The sequence below is a fragment of the Archangium violaceum Cb vi76 genome, assembly GCF_000733295.1.
Taxonomy (GTDB): Bacteria; Myxococcota; Myxococcia; order Myxococcales; family Myxococcaceae; genus Archangium; species Archangium violaceum.
In genome coordinates this window covers 26,489-41,384 of record NZ_JPMI01000220.1, presented here as the reverse complement: position 1 = coordinate 41,384, position 14,896 = coordinate 26,489, and the positions used below count along the sequence as shown (strand labels likewise).

The following is a 14,896-nucleotide window of genomic DNA, read 5'->3' as shown; positions in this document are numbered from 1 at the left end:
TGGGCATCACCCTGCCCCTGCGGCCCTGCCTCGTTGAAAAGATTTCCGGAGTGCTCGGCAGGTGACGGGAAAAAACCGGAAGGCTCGGAGGCGAAAAAGGGAAACACCCACTCCCCCGGACTCCCCGCTCAGGGCACGGGTCGGACATCCGGTAGGAGCAGGCGAGGGACCAGCCCCGTCCCCCACAGCACACCACCCATGCACACCAGGGAGCCCACCATGGCGAGCGGACGGAGGGGCTCGCCCAGCAGCAGCGCGCCGAGCAGCCAGGAGAAGGCCGGGGTGAGCTGCGTGGTGATGCCCCCGGCCGCGGCCGTCACGTAGCCCATGGCGTAGGTGAAGATCATCTGCGCCACGAAGGAGGACAGGCCCACGCCGAGCAGCGGCCACACCATGTCCGGAGTCACGGGCCGCCAGTCCTGCAGGGCGAAGGGCAGGCCGAAGAGCAGCCCGAAGAGACAGAAGGAGAGGAAGATGGAGGCGGCGTCGGTGTCACCGCGCAGGGCGCGCAGGGCGATGACGGCCGCGCCACTGAGGAGCGCGGAGGCCACCCCGGCCCACGCGCCCACGCCCGAGGTGAGCGCCAGGCCGCCCCGCACGGTGCTCCAGATGACGAGCCCCGCTCCACAGGTGGTGGCCAGCAGCCCGGTGGCCAGGTAGCCATTCACGCGCTCGCCGAGGATGAAGATGCCGAGGATGGCGGCGCAGATGGGCCAGCAGGCGTTGAGCAGCGTGGCCGGCCCCACCGCGAGCCGATCGATGGCCACGAAGTAGCAGTAGACGGAGCCCCCGCCGAAGAGGCCGCGCAGGGTCCACAACACGGGCCGTCCCATGCGTGGACGGGTGCGGGTGAGCGGGAAGTAGAAGGCGAGGAAGACGAGGCCGATGGCGAAGCGGGCGCACACCACCTGCCCCACCGACAACCGGCCCGCCACCGTGCGCGCGCAGAAGGCCATCACGGCGAACATGAGGCTGGAGATGACGAGCAGCGGCGAGCCGCGCAGGCGCTCGGGGATGGAGGGCATGGGCCCGGCACCCTAACGCGGAACCGGCCGCCTCCCCAGCCCCTCCCGCCTGCCCGCTCTCCACCCGGGCGGCGGAGGGATGCACGTTGAAACTCCAGGTGTTGAAGCTCATTCAACGGCACGCGCGCCAGAATCCCCTACCTGCGCGCCCTTTCAGTGGTAGATCGCGCCCCCATGTCCGAGCCAGACGTCATCTCCATCCGTGGAGCCAAGGAGCACAACCTCAAGAACATCTCCCTGGAGATTCCGAAGAAGAAGCTGGTGGTGTTCACCGGCGTCTCCGGCTCGGGGAAGAGCTCGCTGGCGTTCGACACGCTCTACGCCGAGGGCCAGCGCCGCTACGTGGAGAGCCTCTCCGCGTACGCACGGCAGTTCCTCGGGCAGATGGAGAAGCCCAAGTACGACACCATCCGGGGCCTGTCGCCCACCATCTCCATCGAGCAGAAGGCGGCCAGCAACAACCCGCGCTCGACGGTGGGCACCGTCACCGAGGTGCATGACTACCTGCGCGTGCTCTTCGCCTCCGTGGGCGTGCAGCACTGCCCCAACTGCGGCAAGCGCGTGGGCAAGCAGAGCGCCCAGCAGATCGTCGACACGCTGATGGAGTCGCCCGCGGGCACCAAGGTGATGGTGCTGGCGCCCGTGGTCACCAACCGCAAGGGCGAGCACAAGGACATCCTCACCGAGGCGCAGAAGCGCGGTTTCTCCCGCGCGCGCGTGGACGGCAAGGTGAAGAGCCTGGAGGAGCGCATCGAGCTGGACAAGAAGTCCAAGCACGACATCGCGCTCATCATCGACCGGCTGGTGCTCAAGCCGGAGGTGCGCACGCGGCTCACCGACGCGGTGGAGACGGCGCTGCGCGAGGGCAAGGGCATGCTCATCATCACGGATGAGACGGGCAGCATCGCGAGCGATCGCATCATGAGCGAGCTCAACGCCTGCCACGCGTGCGGCCTGTCCTTCGGCGAGCTGAGCCCGTCCTCGTTCTCCTTCAACAACCCGCTGGGCATGTGCTCGGACTGCAACGGCCTGGGCACCAAGGCGGAGATGGATCCGGAGCGAATCGTCCCGGACCCCTCGCGCAGCCTGCGCGACGGCGCGGTGGAGCCGTGGGCCAGCGGCATGAACAAGGGCGAGGGCTGGACGGCGGACTTCGTGGAGAGCCTGGCCGAGAACTTCGACATCGACCTGGACACGCCCTACGGCAAGCTGCCGGCGAAGGCGAAGAAGATCCTGATGTACGGCGCCGAGGGCAAGCGCTTCACCGTGAAGTGGGGCGATGGCGGCCGCTACGAGATGGAGTGGGAAGGCCTGGTCAACCGGCTGATGCGCGGCTTCAAGACGACCACGTCCGAGGCGATGCGCACCTACTACCAGAAGTTCTTCAGCGACAAGCCGTGCCCCACGTGTGATGGGGCACGCCTGAAGCCGGAGAGCCGGGCGGTGAAGGTGCACGGGCGCTCCATCGTGGACCTGAGCCGGCAGACGATCGGCGACGCGCTGCGCTGGCTCAAGGACATGCAGCTCACGGAGACGGAGCGGAAGATCGCCACCGAGCTGCTGAAGGAGATCCGCAGCCGCCTGGGCTTCCTGGAGGACGTGGGCCTGTCGTACCTGACGCTGGACCGCACGGCGTCCACGCTGTCCGGCGGCGAGAGCCAGCGCATCCGGCTGGCGTCGCAGATGGGCAGCGAGCTCACGGGCGTCATCTACATCCTCGACGAGCCGTCCATCGGCCTGCACCAGCGGGACAACGGCAAGCTGCTGGCCACGCTCAAGCGGCTGAGGGACCTGGGCAACTCCGTCGTGGTGGTGGAGCACGACGAGGAGACGATGGAGGAGGCGGACTGGCTGGTGGACTTCGGGCCGGGCGCGGGCGAGCTGGGCGGCCAGGTGGTGGCCGAGGGCACGCCGGCGCAGGTGATGGCCAACGAGAAGAGCTCCACGGGCGCGTACCTCTCCGGCCGCAAGGAGATAGCGGTCCCCGAGCAGCGCCGCGTGCCCGGCAAGACGAAGGTGGTCATCCAGGGCGCCAAGGAGAACAACCTCAAGGACGTCACGGTGGAGATTCCGCTCGGGATGTTCGTGGCGGTGACGGGCGTGTCGGGCGCGGGCAAGTCCACGCTCATCAATGAGATCCTCTACCCCGCCGCGGCGCGCATGCTGTACGAGAGCCGCGAGGTACCGGGCAAGCACAAGGCCATCACCGGGCTGGAGAACCTGGACAAGGTCATCGACATCGACCAGCGGCCCATCGGACGGACGCCGCGCAGCAACCCGGCCACGTACACGAAGCTCTTCGACTCCATCCGCGACGTGTTCGCGATGACGCCGGAGGCGCGGGCGTTCGGGTACACGCCGGGACGCTTCTCCTTCAACATCAAGGGCGGACGCTGCGAGGCGTGCGAGGGCGATGGCGTGAAGCTGGTGGAGATGCACTTCCTGGCGGACGTGTACGTGCCGTGCGAGGTGTGCAACGGCAAGCGCTTCAACGAGGCCACGCTGCGGGTGCGCTACAAGGGGAAGAACATCGCCGAGGTGCTCGAGATGAGCGTGCGCGAGGCGATGCTGCACTTCAGCGCGCACAAGGACATCATGCGCGTGCTGCAGACGCTGGAGGACGTGGGCCTGGGCTACATCCGGCTGGGGCAGAGCTCGCCCACGCTGTCGGGTGGCGAGGCGCAGCGCATCAAGCTGGCGCGAGAGCTGGCGCGCGTGGCCACGGGCCGCACGCTGTACATCCTCGACGAGCCCACCACGGGTCTGCACTTCGAGGACATCCGCAAGCTGTTGCACGTGCTCAACCGGCTGGTGGAGGCGGGCAACACGGTGCTCGTCATCGAGCACAACCTGGACGTCATCAAGAGCGCGGACTGGCTCATCGACATGGGGCCCGAGGGCGGCGCGGGCGGCGGCCAGCTGCTGGCCACGGGCACGCCCGAGCAGGTGGCGGAGGTGAAGGAGAGCCACACCGGGCGCTACCTCAAGCACGTGCTGACGAAGTCGCGGAAGAATCGCGTGGGCCGCAAGCCCCCCGAATCGGCCGCTCCCGCCGCCTGACCGGACCCACCCGGCGCTCTTGACTTGCGCCGCCCCTCCCTCCTGCGCTGGCATTGGCCTCCACCACACTCGCAGGGGGGAGTACACGTGTCCGAGTCATCTCTCGCCGCACCACAGCTCGTCATCAACAGCCGCATGCTGTACTCGAGCTGGATTCCCGCGGACCCGCACGCCGCCGCCGCGCTGCTGCCCAGGGGTCTCCAGCCCGCCACCAACCGCGCCATCTACATGAACCAGTACATCGTCGACTCCGAGGCTCAGACCTCGAGCTTCGGCGCCTACTCGCTCACGTACCTGGGGTTGGACCTCGCGGGCCGCACCGCTCCGGATGGAGTGACGCCCTCGCGCTTCTTCACGCACTACTTCAACTCCTCGGAGCACGTGCGCAACTACGTCCGCGAGCGCGGCGTCCCCGCGTCCCCGGGAACCACGACGCTGGAGCTCAACGGGGGCGAGCTGGTGGCCACCACGCGCGTGGATGGCACCCCCATCATCCGCACGGTGGCCAGGGTGGGCGCGAAGATCGCCTCGGTGGCGCGCGGGCACCTCACCTACGTGAAGCAGTTGAAGGGCAAGCTCGTGGCCGGCAACTACCCCTACGTGGGTGAGCTGGCCTCCCCCTTCGAGCTGGTGTCGCTCGAGTTCCTCGCCAAGGACCACCCCGTCTACGCGCTGCGGCCCGCGAGCCCCCTGCAAAAGGTGGAGGGCTGGTGCTGGTACGCGCCGCGCGATTCCTTCGTCTATCCGGGCGGCGAGTACGAGTACAAGCAGTAGGGAGGACCAGGAGCGGCGGGCTCCGGATTCGTGGCATCCTCTCATCCATGAGGGGAATGCCTGACGTGCGCCTGGGACGGCTGCTCCGGATGACTGGAGCACTCGTCGCCGTGAGCCTGTGCTTCGCGACAGCGGCCCGTGCGGACTCCGCCATCATCGGGACGGTGAGCAACGCCGAGACGAACGAGCCGGTCTTGGATGTGGTCGTGGTCGCGACCACCCCCGGCATGCAGGGCGAGCGGGCCGTCGTCACGGACGCACAGGGCCAGTTCAGCATCCCCGAGCTCCCACCGGGCATCTACACCCTGCACTTCTACAAGGAGGCGTTCAAGCCGTTCTCACGGACGGACATCCTGCTTCGCCCGGATCGGACCGTCCGGGTGACGATGGCACTGGCCACCGATCCTATGGAGGACCCGACCGTGCTGGGCTGCGGGTCTCCTGCCGTCGATGTGGGCTCCTCGAGCACGGGAAGGAACGTCGACCAGGACTTCACGCAACGCCTCGCGCTGAACCGGCCGATGGACAAGCGGGGCGCGGCACGCACCTTCGAGGGTCTCGTCGAGCTGGCCCCGGGTGCGCGGAGCGAGGCGTACGGCGTGTCCATCAACGGGGCCTCTCCCTTCGAGAACGCGTACCTGGTGGACGGTCTCTCCACCACGGATCCGCTCCTGGGCGTCAACGCCCTGCCGCTGAGTGTCGAGTTCCTCCAGGACGTCTCGCTCATCACCGGAGGAGCCATGGCGGAGCACGGCCGCGCCACCGGAGGCATCATCCAGGCAACGACCCGGACGGGCTCCAACGAATTCCACGGCTCGGTCTTCGGCAACTGGGTTCCGGGTTTCCTGGGGGGCACGCCCACGCCCGCCTCCGGGCCCACCTGGACCATCACCGGGCAGAACACGCTCGGTCTCCAGGGTGATGTGGGGGCCACCCTGGGAGGTCCCATCCTGAAGGACCGGTTGTGGTTCTTCGCCGGCGTGGCACCGGCGCTCACCCGCGTGGAGCACATGCGCGCCCTCAGCGCCCGCGGCCCCGGCCCGGATGGAGCCCTCGTCAGCACGCCGATTCCCGGCACCTCGCACTTCTTCCGCGCCGAGGAGCGCGGCCTCCAGGCGATGGGCAAGCTGACCTGGCTGATCAACCCCCGGCACTACATGTCGCTGTCGGTCATCACCACGCCCTCCCGCTCGGGTGGAGAGGACTCGCTCACCGTGGACCCGCTGACCGGCGGCGTCCGGGAGTTCATCAACGCCAGGCCCACGTCCCTGGTCCATCGACAGCTCGACGGCAACTTCACGACGGCCGCCCTCGAGTACAACGGCTCGTTCATGGACCATCGGCTGCTCGTCGACGCCAACCTCGGCTGGTCCCGCCAGACGGCCTCCAGCACGCCCTACCCCACGGGGCTCTCCAGCGCGATGTACCCGACGAGGAGTCCCGTGACGGCCTACGAGCCCTCCATGCCGGACGTGGCGGGTTACTGCGGCGCCGACGTGGCCGAGCAGCTCGAGAGATGTCCCGTCCAGTACTACGAGTTGGGTGGCGAGGATCTCATGTCCCTCGACAAGGTGGACCGCTATCAGGCCAACGCCCAGGCCACCTGGATGACGGAGCTCCTCGGCAACCACGTGGTGAAGGCCGGCCTGGACGCGGAACTCCTGTCCTACGAGCGGACCCGAAGCCGCTACTGGAACGGCGCGGGGTACGATTCCAACCAGACGGCCCGGTACGACCGCGACACCCTTGGCGGCTTCGTGCGGGACAGTTGGACCTTCGCCCGCAGGTTCACGGTGAACGCGGGAGTCCGCTACGACGCGCAGTGGTTGCACACGTTCGAGAACCCCCGGACCTTCGCGCTGGGCCAGCAGTTCTCGCCGCGCGTGGGGCTGGTGGTGGATCCGCTGAACAGTGGCCAGATGAGACTCTTCACCCACTACGCGAAGTACCGCGGCCAGATGCCGCTCGCGCTGCTGAATGGGGTCTTCCCTTCCTCCTCGGATGACGAGCCCGTGGACCCCGGTCTCGTTCCCCCATCGTCCAGCGAGCTCGTCGCGGGCGCGGAATATGAGTTCCTGCCAGGAACCTGGGTGCTCGCCACCTATACCCACCGCGCGCTGGATGCGGTCGTCGAGAACCTGGACAGCGGCGATGACCTCGGCCCCAGCTTCCTGGGCAACCCCGGCCTGGGAATCGCCAGCGACTTCCAGAAGGCGGAGCGCACCTATGATGCGGTGACGGTGGCGCTGAACCAGCTCTTCTACTCCCAGGGCTGGAGGGCCCAGGCGAGCTACACCTGGTCGCGCCTGCACGGAAACCATGCGGGCAGCTTCCGGCCCATCGCCGGCTGGGGTGAGCCGACGCTCCGGTCCGACATCCACTTCGCATCCCAGCAGACGAACCGCTCGGGTCCGCTGCCGAACGACCGCACGCACACCGTCAGGGTCTTCGGTGCCAAGGAGTTCGAGCTCACCCCGAAGTTGTCCGCCAGCCTCGGCCTGTCCTATCGGGGCCAGTCGGGCACCCCCATCAACTACCTGGGCGGCCACCCACGCGCCGGCATGGGTGAGACCTTCATCCTGCCGCGCGGCTCCACCGGAGAGCGCACTCCGTGGGTCCACAGCATCGACCCCCGCCTCGGGGTGAGCTACCGGGTCGCCAGGAACAAGGAGGTGTCCCTCCACCTGGAGGCCTTCAACCTGTTCAACTTCCAGGAGGTGACGCGCGTGAACGAGCACTACACCTACGCCAACGTGCTGCCGCTCGAAACAGAGGTGGAGGCAGGCCAGCTCACCCCGGACAGGGTCCGTACCGTCGACGGCCGGCCCCTTACCGCGGCCAACCCGGAGTTCAAGAAGCCCATCCAGTACCAGGCACCCAGGCAGGTGCGCATCGGCCTGCGCTACACCTTCTGAGCCGGTCGAGCGGCACCAGGGACTCAGGCGGCGCTCGCCGCGGGAGGGTGCGTGGCCCGCTCCGCCACGGTCTGCGGCTCGTCCGACCAGAAGCGCAGCCACTCGTCGCGCAGCGCCCGGGCATCCTGCCGGCCCAGGTCGATGAGGATGTCCGCGAAGCCACCGTCGAAGAGCAGGTACGAGGCCAGGTCCGCCTCGTGCGCGGCATCCCGATCCACCAGCCGGAGGATCGCCTTGTGCGCCAGGCCGTTGCTGCGGCGGCGGAAGTCGGGCGTGCGGACGTACTCGGCGGCCAGCGCGCCGATGTCCTTCGAGGGCCGCACCAGCAGCTCCCGCACGTAGCGCAGGGGCTGGCTGCGGTGGTGTCCCAGCACGCCGCTGAGCGTCCGCGCGAAGTCTGGCCCGTAGGCCACCGTCCCCGCCTCGAGGATGGCGTTGAGCCGCCGCAGCCGGCCGAGATCCTGGTCCGTGCGGTCCATCATCAGCGTGTTGAGCATCTTGCCCGCGAGGAAGGGCGCGGTCGCCAGGGCCTGCTCGCGCTCCTGCTCGGTGCTCTCCTGCGTGCCGATGGCCTTCCGGGCGCGCAGGGCCTCGTGCCGCAGCGAGATGACGATCACCCGCTGCGCTCCCAGCCGCAGCGCCGGGCTCATGGGGACGTTGAGCCGCAGCCCTCCATCCACGTGCAGCCCGCCGCGCAGGCGTACCGCCGGGAAGACGACCGGGATGGCCGCCGAGGCCAGGGCATGGTGCGGGGTGATGCGCGTGGCCTCCGCCTGGTACGAGGGATCATTGCCCCACGTGGGGATTCCGCCCTCGCGCCGCTGGACGAACACCGAGGCCCGTCCGCTGCCCACGTGGGTGGCGCTCACCGCGAGCGCGTCGATATGGCCCCTGCGCATGTTGCGGGCGATCCCCAGCCAGGGAATGCCCCGGCTCACGATGGCCCGCAGCCCGCGGGGATCCACCAGCCCGCCGTACTGGAGATCTCGCGGATGGGGCGCCGGTTTGCCGAGCGCCTCGCGCAGCACCCGGAAGACGTCTCCCACGCCCACCCGGAGCACCTCCTCCACCTTCATGCCCGTCCAGTGCGCCCGCATGCCCCGGCCCTGCAAGGCTGGCTGGTCGCTCGTCGCGGCGAGGTAGCAGGCGTGGATGGCTCCCACCGACGTGCCCGCGAGGATGTCCAGCCTCAGCGGCCGGCCAAGCTCCGGCTCCAGCTCCTCGCGCAGGTAGGAGAGAACTCCGGCCTCATAGGCCCCTCGCGCGGCCCCTCCCCCGAGAACCAGACCCGTCTTCAGTCCGGACTTCATGGCGATCACCTCTCTGGGAGAGAGTCTACGGCGGATGCCACGTGACAGCGAGGGCGCTCCTGCCTACAGCAGCCCACAGCCCGGACCGCATGACCGTGGAAGTCCCATCGGACCGCCAGGGGGACGTTGAGCGCCCGGCACACACCGACCTATCGTGGCGCCCTCTTTCGACGTCGGTATCCCAGGGGGAGAAACGGTGAGCAACGCACCCATCCAGAACGAGCAGCTCGAGTACTCGGACACGCGCCGCAGGGCCGCCGCCGCCGCGCCGCGTCGCTCGTTGAGGGACATGGGTCCCATCACCGGCGCCATCGCCTCGGCCGCGGCCACCGTCGGCTCCCGGGCGCTCGGGCTCGGCGCCGCCGGCTTCGTGCTCGGAATCGTGGCCTTCTTCGTCGAGAAGGGCACCGGCCTGCTCAACCACCCGTCGGAGAACTGGGGGGTGCTCGTCTACGGCCTGCTGCTCGTCTACATGGCGGCGGGGGCCATCGGGCTGGGGACCGCGGGGTTGTGGCGCGGCATTGGCCGCGTGGCGATGAACCTCGTGCGGAAGCACAAGCTCTGCCAGCGCATCGTCGCGCGCGTCTTCGAGCGGGCCGAGGGCCTCGTGGAGGGCGTGAACACGCCGGAGCTTCTCCGCAAGCCCCTGCCCATCCAGAAGCTGCGGGACGTGCTGAGCCGCGCCATCACCGCGTACGCCACGAGCGATGATGACGAGTCGGGCCTCGGCGGCTTCTCCCGCTCCATCTTCCGGCGCCTCAAGCTCAAGGTGTGCCTCCACATCGAGACGAAGCTCATCGAGCTCATCGGCGAGGAGAGCCGCGACCGGAACGCCGTGGAGCTGACGTTCGAGAGGCTCGAGGAGCTCGCCGAGGAGAAGCTCGACGAGCGCGTGATGGACGCGCTGGATGGCGCGCGCAACCAGCAGGCGCTCGTGTGGGGCGGTCTGTTCGTGGCCGTGCTGGCGCTGCCGCCCATCACGCTCGCGCTGCTGCGCTGAGCCAGCGGAACACAGTGCTTTCAGGGGTGGGACTGTCCGCACCGTCGACGCAAGTCACTGCCTCGAGTGCGGCCCGCCTCCCGGGCGCGCTCTTCACGAACTTGTCCGACTGTTGGACAAGTTGGGCGAGACCGGGCCCGGAGGGGTCCCTCCCGCCCTCGAGCTGAGCAGAGACCCTGCGCGGATGAACAGCACCCGCTGAGGGTTCACCGTCCTCGGTTGAAGCTGCACATCCCTACCATCGGCTCCCTGTCGCCGATTCGAGCCGGTGTATTCTTCCGAGCCACCACCGTGGAGGAGCTGCGATGAGGTGCCACGTCAAGCAGTGCAAGAACGAGGCAGCATTCTCGTATAAGTGCCAGGGGTGCGGCTACGGGACCGGCGCCTGCCGGTTGCACCAGAAGAGCGAGCCGAATCGCTGCGAGTGCCGGCGGCACGAGCCCGACTGGAAGGTCAAGCAGCTCGTCGCACCCACGAAGAAGAAGCCGCAAACGCTCGGGCTCCTCGACAACAGCGAGAAGGAGGGCCTGAACAAGCGCAAGCGCGAGGACCCCAGCGACGAGGAGCAGGAGGAGCGCAACAAGGACGTCAAGAAGCGCCGGTACGACAAGGAGCGCGTGGCCAGGAGGTTCCGGTCGGTGACCCTCGAGTCGAACCTGAAGGAGCGCAGCGGGTTCTGGTCGAAGAACATCGTCCTGCGCGGGGCACAAGACTTCCAGGACCGGCGCCACGCGCAGGTGCTCCGCTGGCTGAGCGCGCAGATCTTCTGGTTCGTCAAGCTCGGCCTCTGCCAGGACAAGGAGGACGAGGTGCAGTCGATGCACGTGAACGATCGCATCGTCGTCGCGGCCAACAAGGATGGGTCGCTGAGAGAGCTCGTGAGATACCTGCGCGACGCGGTCGAGAGCGAGCTGCGCCGCGCGAAGAAGCGGAAGTCGTCGAACTCCAGCCCCATCAATCCGCTCTTCAGCCTGCTGCAAGAGACACACAAGAACGACGACCGCAGCCAGGGCAACACCCTGCACTTCACGAACGTATTCGAGGGACTCGAGCTCCTGGGTGATGACGCGGTGAACGTGCTCATGGGAATCCTGACCCGAGAGGACTCCTTCTTCGGGACGCTCGACATCTCGAAAGAGGAGTCATGCCGGGAGGCTTTCGACGACGAAAGCAACGAAGGAAAGATCCTCTTCGTCACCGGTGGCGGCGACGGCATGCACGCGGAGCAGAAGCTGGTCCTCGGCCTCTACCTCTCCGCGCACCGGGGGCTGGCCCACGTCTACGGCAAGAAGCGCCCGTGCGCGGGCTGTAGCCTCGTCTTGCGGTACGCGCGCGATCGCATGGGGCTCAATATCCAGTTCAACCCGAACCCCGGAGGTTTCTGGGCTCCGTCGCTCACGGGGCTCGACAGGATCGTCTCCATGCGTATCAAGAGAGAGGACGAGGATTCCGTCGAGGTGATGCAGTGGCTGCACGATCAGATCGTCGACGAGGTCACACCGACCATGTACCGGTCGCTCTATCTGACGCAAGGAGCGAAGAAGAAGAAGCAGACGCGAAAGGACCTCAAGGACGAGAAGCTCGAGTTCAAGAAGGGCGGTACCAGCAACGCATTCCAGAGCGGATACGACAGTGCCTCCGAGGAGGAGGAGGATCTGTTCTCGTAGACGGGAACTCGCCGGAAGCTGGCGGGCGCCGCCCATGGAGGGGTCCCCCCCCGCGAGCAGAGGGCGGCGCAGCTCCCCCACCGCCTCCAGCCCCCCCCGCGTCAGCTCCGGGCCATCCGCCGCAGGGGGCCGCTGCCCGGCCATCGCGCTGGTCGCCGCGATGACTGCCATCTCGGGCGTCGTCGTGGCCCTGCGCATGCGCGAAGCGGCACGGGTTCACGCCGTGGACGGATGGCAGTGTCCATCCCTCCACATCCGGTGATGCCTGGAGCCAAGCTCCAAACACCTTCAATCCCAGACAATTGGTCCGCCATGAAGCGGGGCGGTAGGGTGGTGGAACGAAACGTCCCCTCGCGCAGAGGACTCCGCCATGGCTCGCGACGATGAGGTCAAAGCAGAACCCAGAGAAGTGAGAGAGATTTCCCTCCAGGTACCGCCAGACATCAATCTGGCCGAGTTGTCCAACGAGGAGCTCGAAAAGCTGGCTCTCGACATGTCCAGGAAGGCGGCCTCGGGCCTTCCCAAGAACAGCTCGCTGCTGGGGATCAACCGGCTCAATCTCACCAACAGCGCCCGTATGGGAATCGACATTGGCATCCTGATCGGCTGGTCACGCTCTTGCGATCGCACGGATCTGGGCCACGACGTCATCATCGATCCCGAGGTCTTCCGGCAGCCCATCCCGGCGGAAGTCCTCACGAAGCAGAAGTCCGTCAAGGCGGTGCTCACGACGAAGAAGAGGAGCCGGGCGTCCGTGGCCAGGAAGAAGGAGCGCAAGAAATGAGTGAACCCGAGCCAGGCTTCGAGCCCTCACGCCTGTCAGCCCTGCGCAGGGGGGAGAAGCTCCTCGTCATGGACCGGGAGACAGGGCGCTCGGCGTACATCCCCGCCTCGAGCGAGCCTCTGCTCAAGCTCCTGGCCCTGCCGGCGGAGCGCCTGACGCCAGAGCTCGAGACCCTGCGGACACGGGTGGCCGGGGAGCTCCGGGCCCAGGGCATCGGGGCTGGCTCGAGCCCCGAGCCGCGCCATCTGAACACCGTCATCCTCAAGCTGACGAGTGCCTGCAACTACGCCTGTACCTATTGTTACGACTTCGAGCCCGAGGACGCCACCACCCACCTGAGCGTGGACATGGCACTCGAGGCCATCGCGCAGGCGCTCGTGCTGGCGCCCCAGGGGCTCCAGGTCATCTTCCATGGGGGCGAGCCCTTCCTCCTGTTCGACCGCATCGAACAGATCGTCCTCTCCGCCAGGGCGCTGGCCGCTCGCGCTGGCAAGCGCATCGAGTTCACGGGGCAGACCAACCTCAGCCTGCTCGACGAGCGCTCCGTCCGGTTCTCGCTCGAACACCAACTGCACTGGGGGTTCTCGCTCGACGGACCGCCCCGTCAGAACACGCTCCGTGTGAGCAAGAACGGCGCGGCAACGCACGGCGATTTCCAGCAGGCGCTGGAACGCTTTCCCGAGTTCGTCCGCGCGTCCGCCGCCATGGCGACCATCACCGCCGTGAACCAGGAGGAGCTCCTGGGACTCTCGCGCTACTTCCAGGGCTGCGGCCTGCGGGGCTGGGACTGGTCGCTGTTCCAGCCCATCGGGAGGGGACGCAGGCAGGAGCTCTCCCTGGACGCCTCGCGGCTGGTGAAGGCCTGGAATGACCTGTTCGACGCGGTAGTCGACGGGGAGTTCGATGGTTTTGCGGTCTCCCCGGTGCTCAAATACACCGGGAACTTCCTCTTCGGCCCAGGCCGCAACATGTGCTTGCGCCGCCGCTGTGGCGCGGCACGGGATCTCCTCTCGGTGTCCGCCAATGGCCGGCTCGAGGCATGCGACTGCATTGATCCCCACGGCCCGCTTTCCAATCTCGGCAACCTCGCGCGGGTGTCGTTGGCGCAAGCCCGGCAGTCCGAGGTGGCCCGACGTATCCGCTCACGTGATGTCACGAAGGGCAAGTGCGGCCATTGTATCTGGCTGGCCGTCTGTGGCGGAACCTGCATGGCCCGCTCGCCCAACCTCCATGGCGTCGATGAGCTCGAGTGCCAGGTCTCGCTGAACGCCTTCGATCGTATCTCCGCCAGCCTGGCGGATTCCACACGTCTCCGTGACTACTGGAGCAGCCTCCATGCACGAGCGGACCGGGGCTCCCCGTAGCTGGAACGTCGAGCAGTTGCTGGAAACCATCTCGGAGAAGGATCTGCAAAACATCGCCCTCCCCCGGAATCCGCCCGCGGGTGCCGACCTGCCCCCCCTCCAGCTCCTGTCGATGACGATCCGGGCGGCGTGTCAGGCCCTTCCGCCCGGACTCGACGAGGAGGAGTTCGTCAAGCGCCACTTGGAGCACCTCTTGTGGATTCGGCAGCGCACCGCGGCATGGCGCGCCGTCGCCGCTGGCGCTCCCGTGCCACCCCGGCTGTCCATCTCCATGAGTGGCCAGCACCACGTGGGCCCGACAACTGGCGCGCCCACCATCCTGCTCACGCCCATGATCCTTCCCTACGAGGACGCCTTGTGGTTTGCCCGCGAGGCGTTCGTGGGGAGGCCCCTCGTCGTCTATGGCGAGGGGCTCACGCGGGAGGATGTCTTCAACCGGGTCCACAAAGCCTTTCAGCTCGACGAGCTCGTGCTGGCCCGGACCCCGAGAGACATCATCGGAGCGCTCGAGCGCGGCGGCATCCTCCTGACCTACCCCGACTTCGTCTACAAGGGTCACAAGGTGTGCTACGTCCAGTGTCTCGGGCGCCGCTGGCCGGTGTCCGCCGCGTTCATCGGACTGTGCGCGCGGCCTGGCACACTGCTGCTGCCCGTTCGCATCCAACGCGAGGGGACTCACGTCTTCAGCCATTTCGAAGCACCCGTCCGGCTGTCCCTGCCGGAAGGAAGCCGGCGGGCTCGCGGATGGGAGAGGCTCCTGACCGGCGCGGTCGTGGGGCGGCAGCTCGAGGCCCTGTTGCTAGCGAATCCCACCCAGTGGCAACTCCTGTCGACGCTCGTTGCCCACTGCGATCAGCGAGGTGAGTGATGCCGAAGGTCCTCTATGTGAGCATGCCGTTCGCCGCACCGTCATGGGGAAGTCTCGGCCTGGGAACGTTGAAGGCCATCGGGCAGCAGGCGGGAATCGCTTCGGACATCCAGTACCTCAACATCCCGT

General features: G+C 67.7%; 10 protein-coding genes. 8 read left to right on the top strand and 2 right to left on the bottom strand.

Features of this window, described 5'->3' with window-relative positions; genetic code table 11:
* Positions 1 to 128: 128 nt before the first annotated feature.
* Entirely contained in the window at positions 129 to 1,025 is an 897-nt protein-coding gene (locus tag Q664_RS28980) for a DMT family transporter (RefSeq protein ID WP_043403017.1), read from the bottom strand.
* A gap of 174 nt (positions 1,026 to 1,199) precedes the next feature.
* Between Q664_RS28980 and uvrA the strand changes: the two genes are divergently transcribed.
* The 3 genes from uvrA (at position 1,200) to Q664_RS28965 (ending at position 7,774) form a co-directional block, all read left to right on the top strand.
* Positions 1,200 to 4,085 (top strand): excinuclease ABC subunit UvrA, encoded by a 2,886-nt coding sequence (gene uvrA, locus Q664_RS28975; RefSeq protein ID WP_043403015.1) that lies wholly within the window; start codon positions 1,200 to 1,202, stop codon positions 4,083 to 4,085.
* A gap of 87 nt (positions 4,086 to 4,172) precedes the next feature.
* Positions 4,173 to 4,859: a hypothetical protein gene (locus Q664_RS28970; RefSeq protein ID WP_043403012.1), complete on the top strand. Its 687-nt coding sequence runs from the start codon at positions 4,173 to 4,175 to the stop codon at positions 4,857 to 4,859.
* A gap of 56 nt (positions 4,860 to 4,915) precedes the next feature.
* Positions 4,916 to 7,774, top strand: a complete 2,859-nt coding sequence (locus Q664_RS28965; protein WP_052518807.1) for a TonB-dependent receptor — start codon at positions 4,916 to 4,918, stop codon at positions 7,772 to 7,774.
* A 23-nt stretch (positions 7,775 to 7,797) separates the two neighbouring features.
* Here the strand turns inward: Q664_RS28965 and Q664_RS28960 are convergent, their stop codons facing one another.
* Positions 7,798 to 9,084, bottom strand: coding sequence for a patatin-like phospholipase family protein (locus tag Q664_RS28960; protein WP_043403010.1), 1,287 nt, complete (start codon positions 9,082 to 9,084; stop codon positions 7,798 to 7,800).
* Positions 9,085 to 9,280: 196 nt separating this feature from the next.
* Between Q664_RS28960 and Q664_RS28955 the strand changes: the two genes are divergently transcribed.
* The 5 genes from Q664_RS28955 (at position 9,281) to Q664_RS28935 (ending at position 14,767) form a co-directional block, all read left to right on the top strand.
* The gene (locus tag Q664_RS28955) at positions 9,281 to 10,084 is read left to right on the top strand and encodes a hypothetical protein (RefSeq protein WP_043403006.1); all 804 of its coding nucleotides are present in this window, start codon (positions 9,281 to 9,283) and stop codon (positions 10,082 to 10,084) included.
* Between the two features lie 305 nt (positions 10,085 to 10,389).
* On the top strand, positions 10,390 to 11,751 hold the full coding sequence (locus tag Q664_RS28950; RefSeq protein ID WP_043403002.1) for a hypothetical protein: 1,362 nt from the start codon (positions 10,390 to 10,392) through the stop codon (positions 11,749 to 11,751).
* A gap of 409 nt (positions 11,752 to 12,160) precedes the next feature.
* On the top strand, positions 12,161 to 12,535 hold the full coding sequence (locus tag Q664_RS28945) for a hypothetical protein (protein ID WP_043403000.1): 375 nt from the start codon (positions 12,161 to 12,163) through the stop codon (positions 12,533 to 12,535).
* Positions 12,532 to 13,899, top strand: coding sequence for a radical SAM/SPASM domain-containing protein (locus Q664_RS28940; protein WP_043402998.1), 1,368 nt, complete (start codon positions 12,532 to 12,534; stop codon positions 13,897 to 13,899). Before Q664_RS28945 ends, Q664_RS28940 begins: the two co-directional genes overlap by 4 nt.
* The gene (locus Q664_RS28935; protein WP_043402996.1) at positions 13,871 to 14,767 is read left to right on the top strand and encodes a hypothetical protein; all 897 of its coding nucleotides are present in this window, start codon (positions 13,871 to 13,873) and stop codon (positions 14,765 to 14,767) included. Before Q664_RS28940 ends, Q664_RS28935 begins: the two co-directional genes overlap by 29 nt.
* The last annotated feature ends 129 nt before the right edge of the window (positions 14,768 to 14,896 follow it).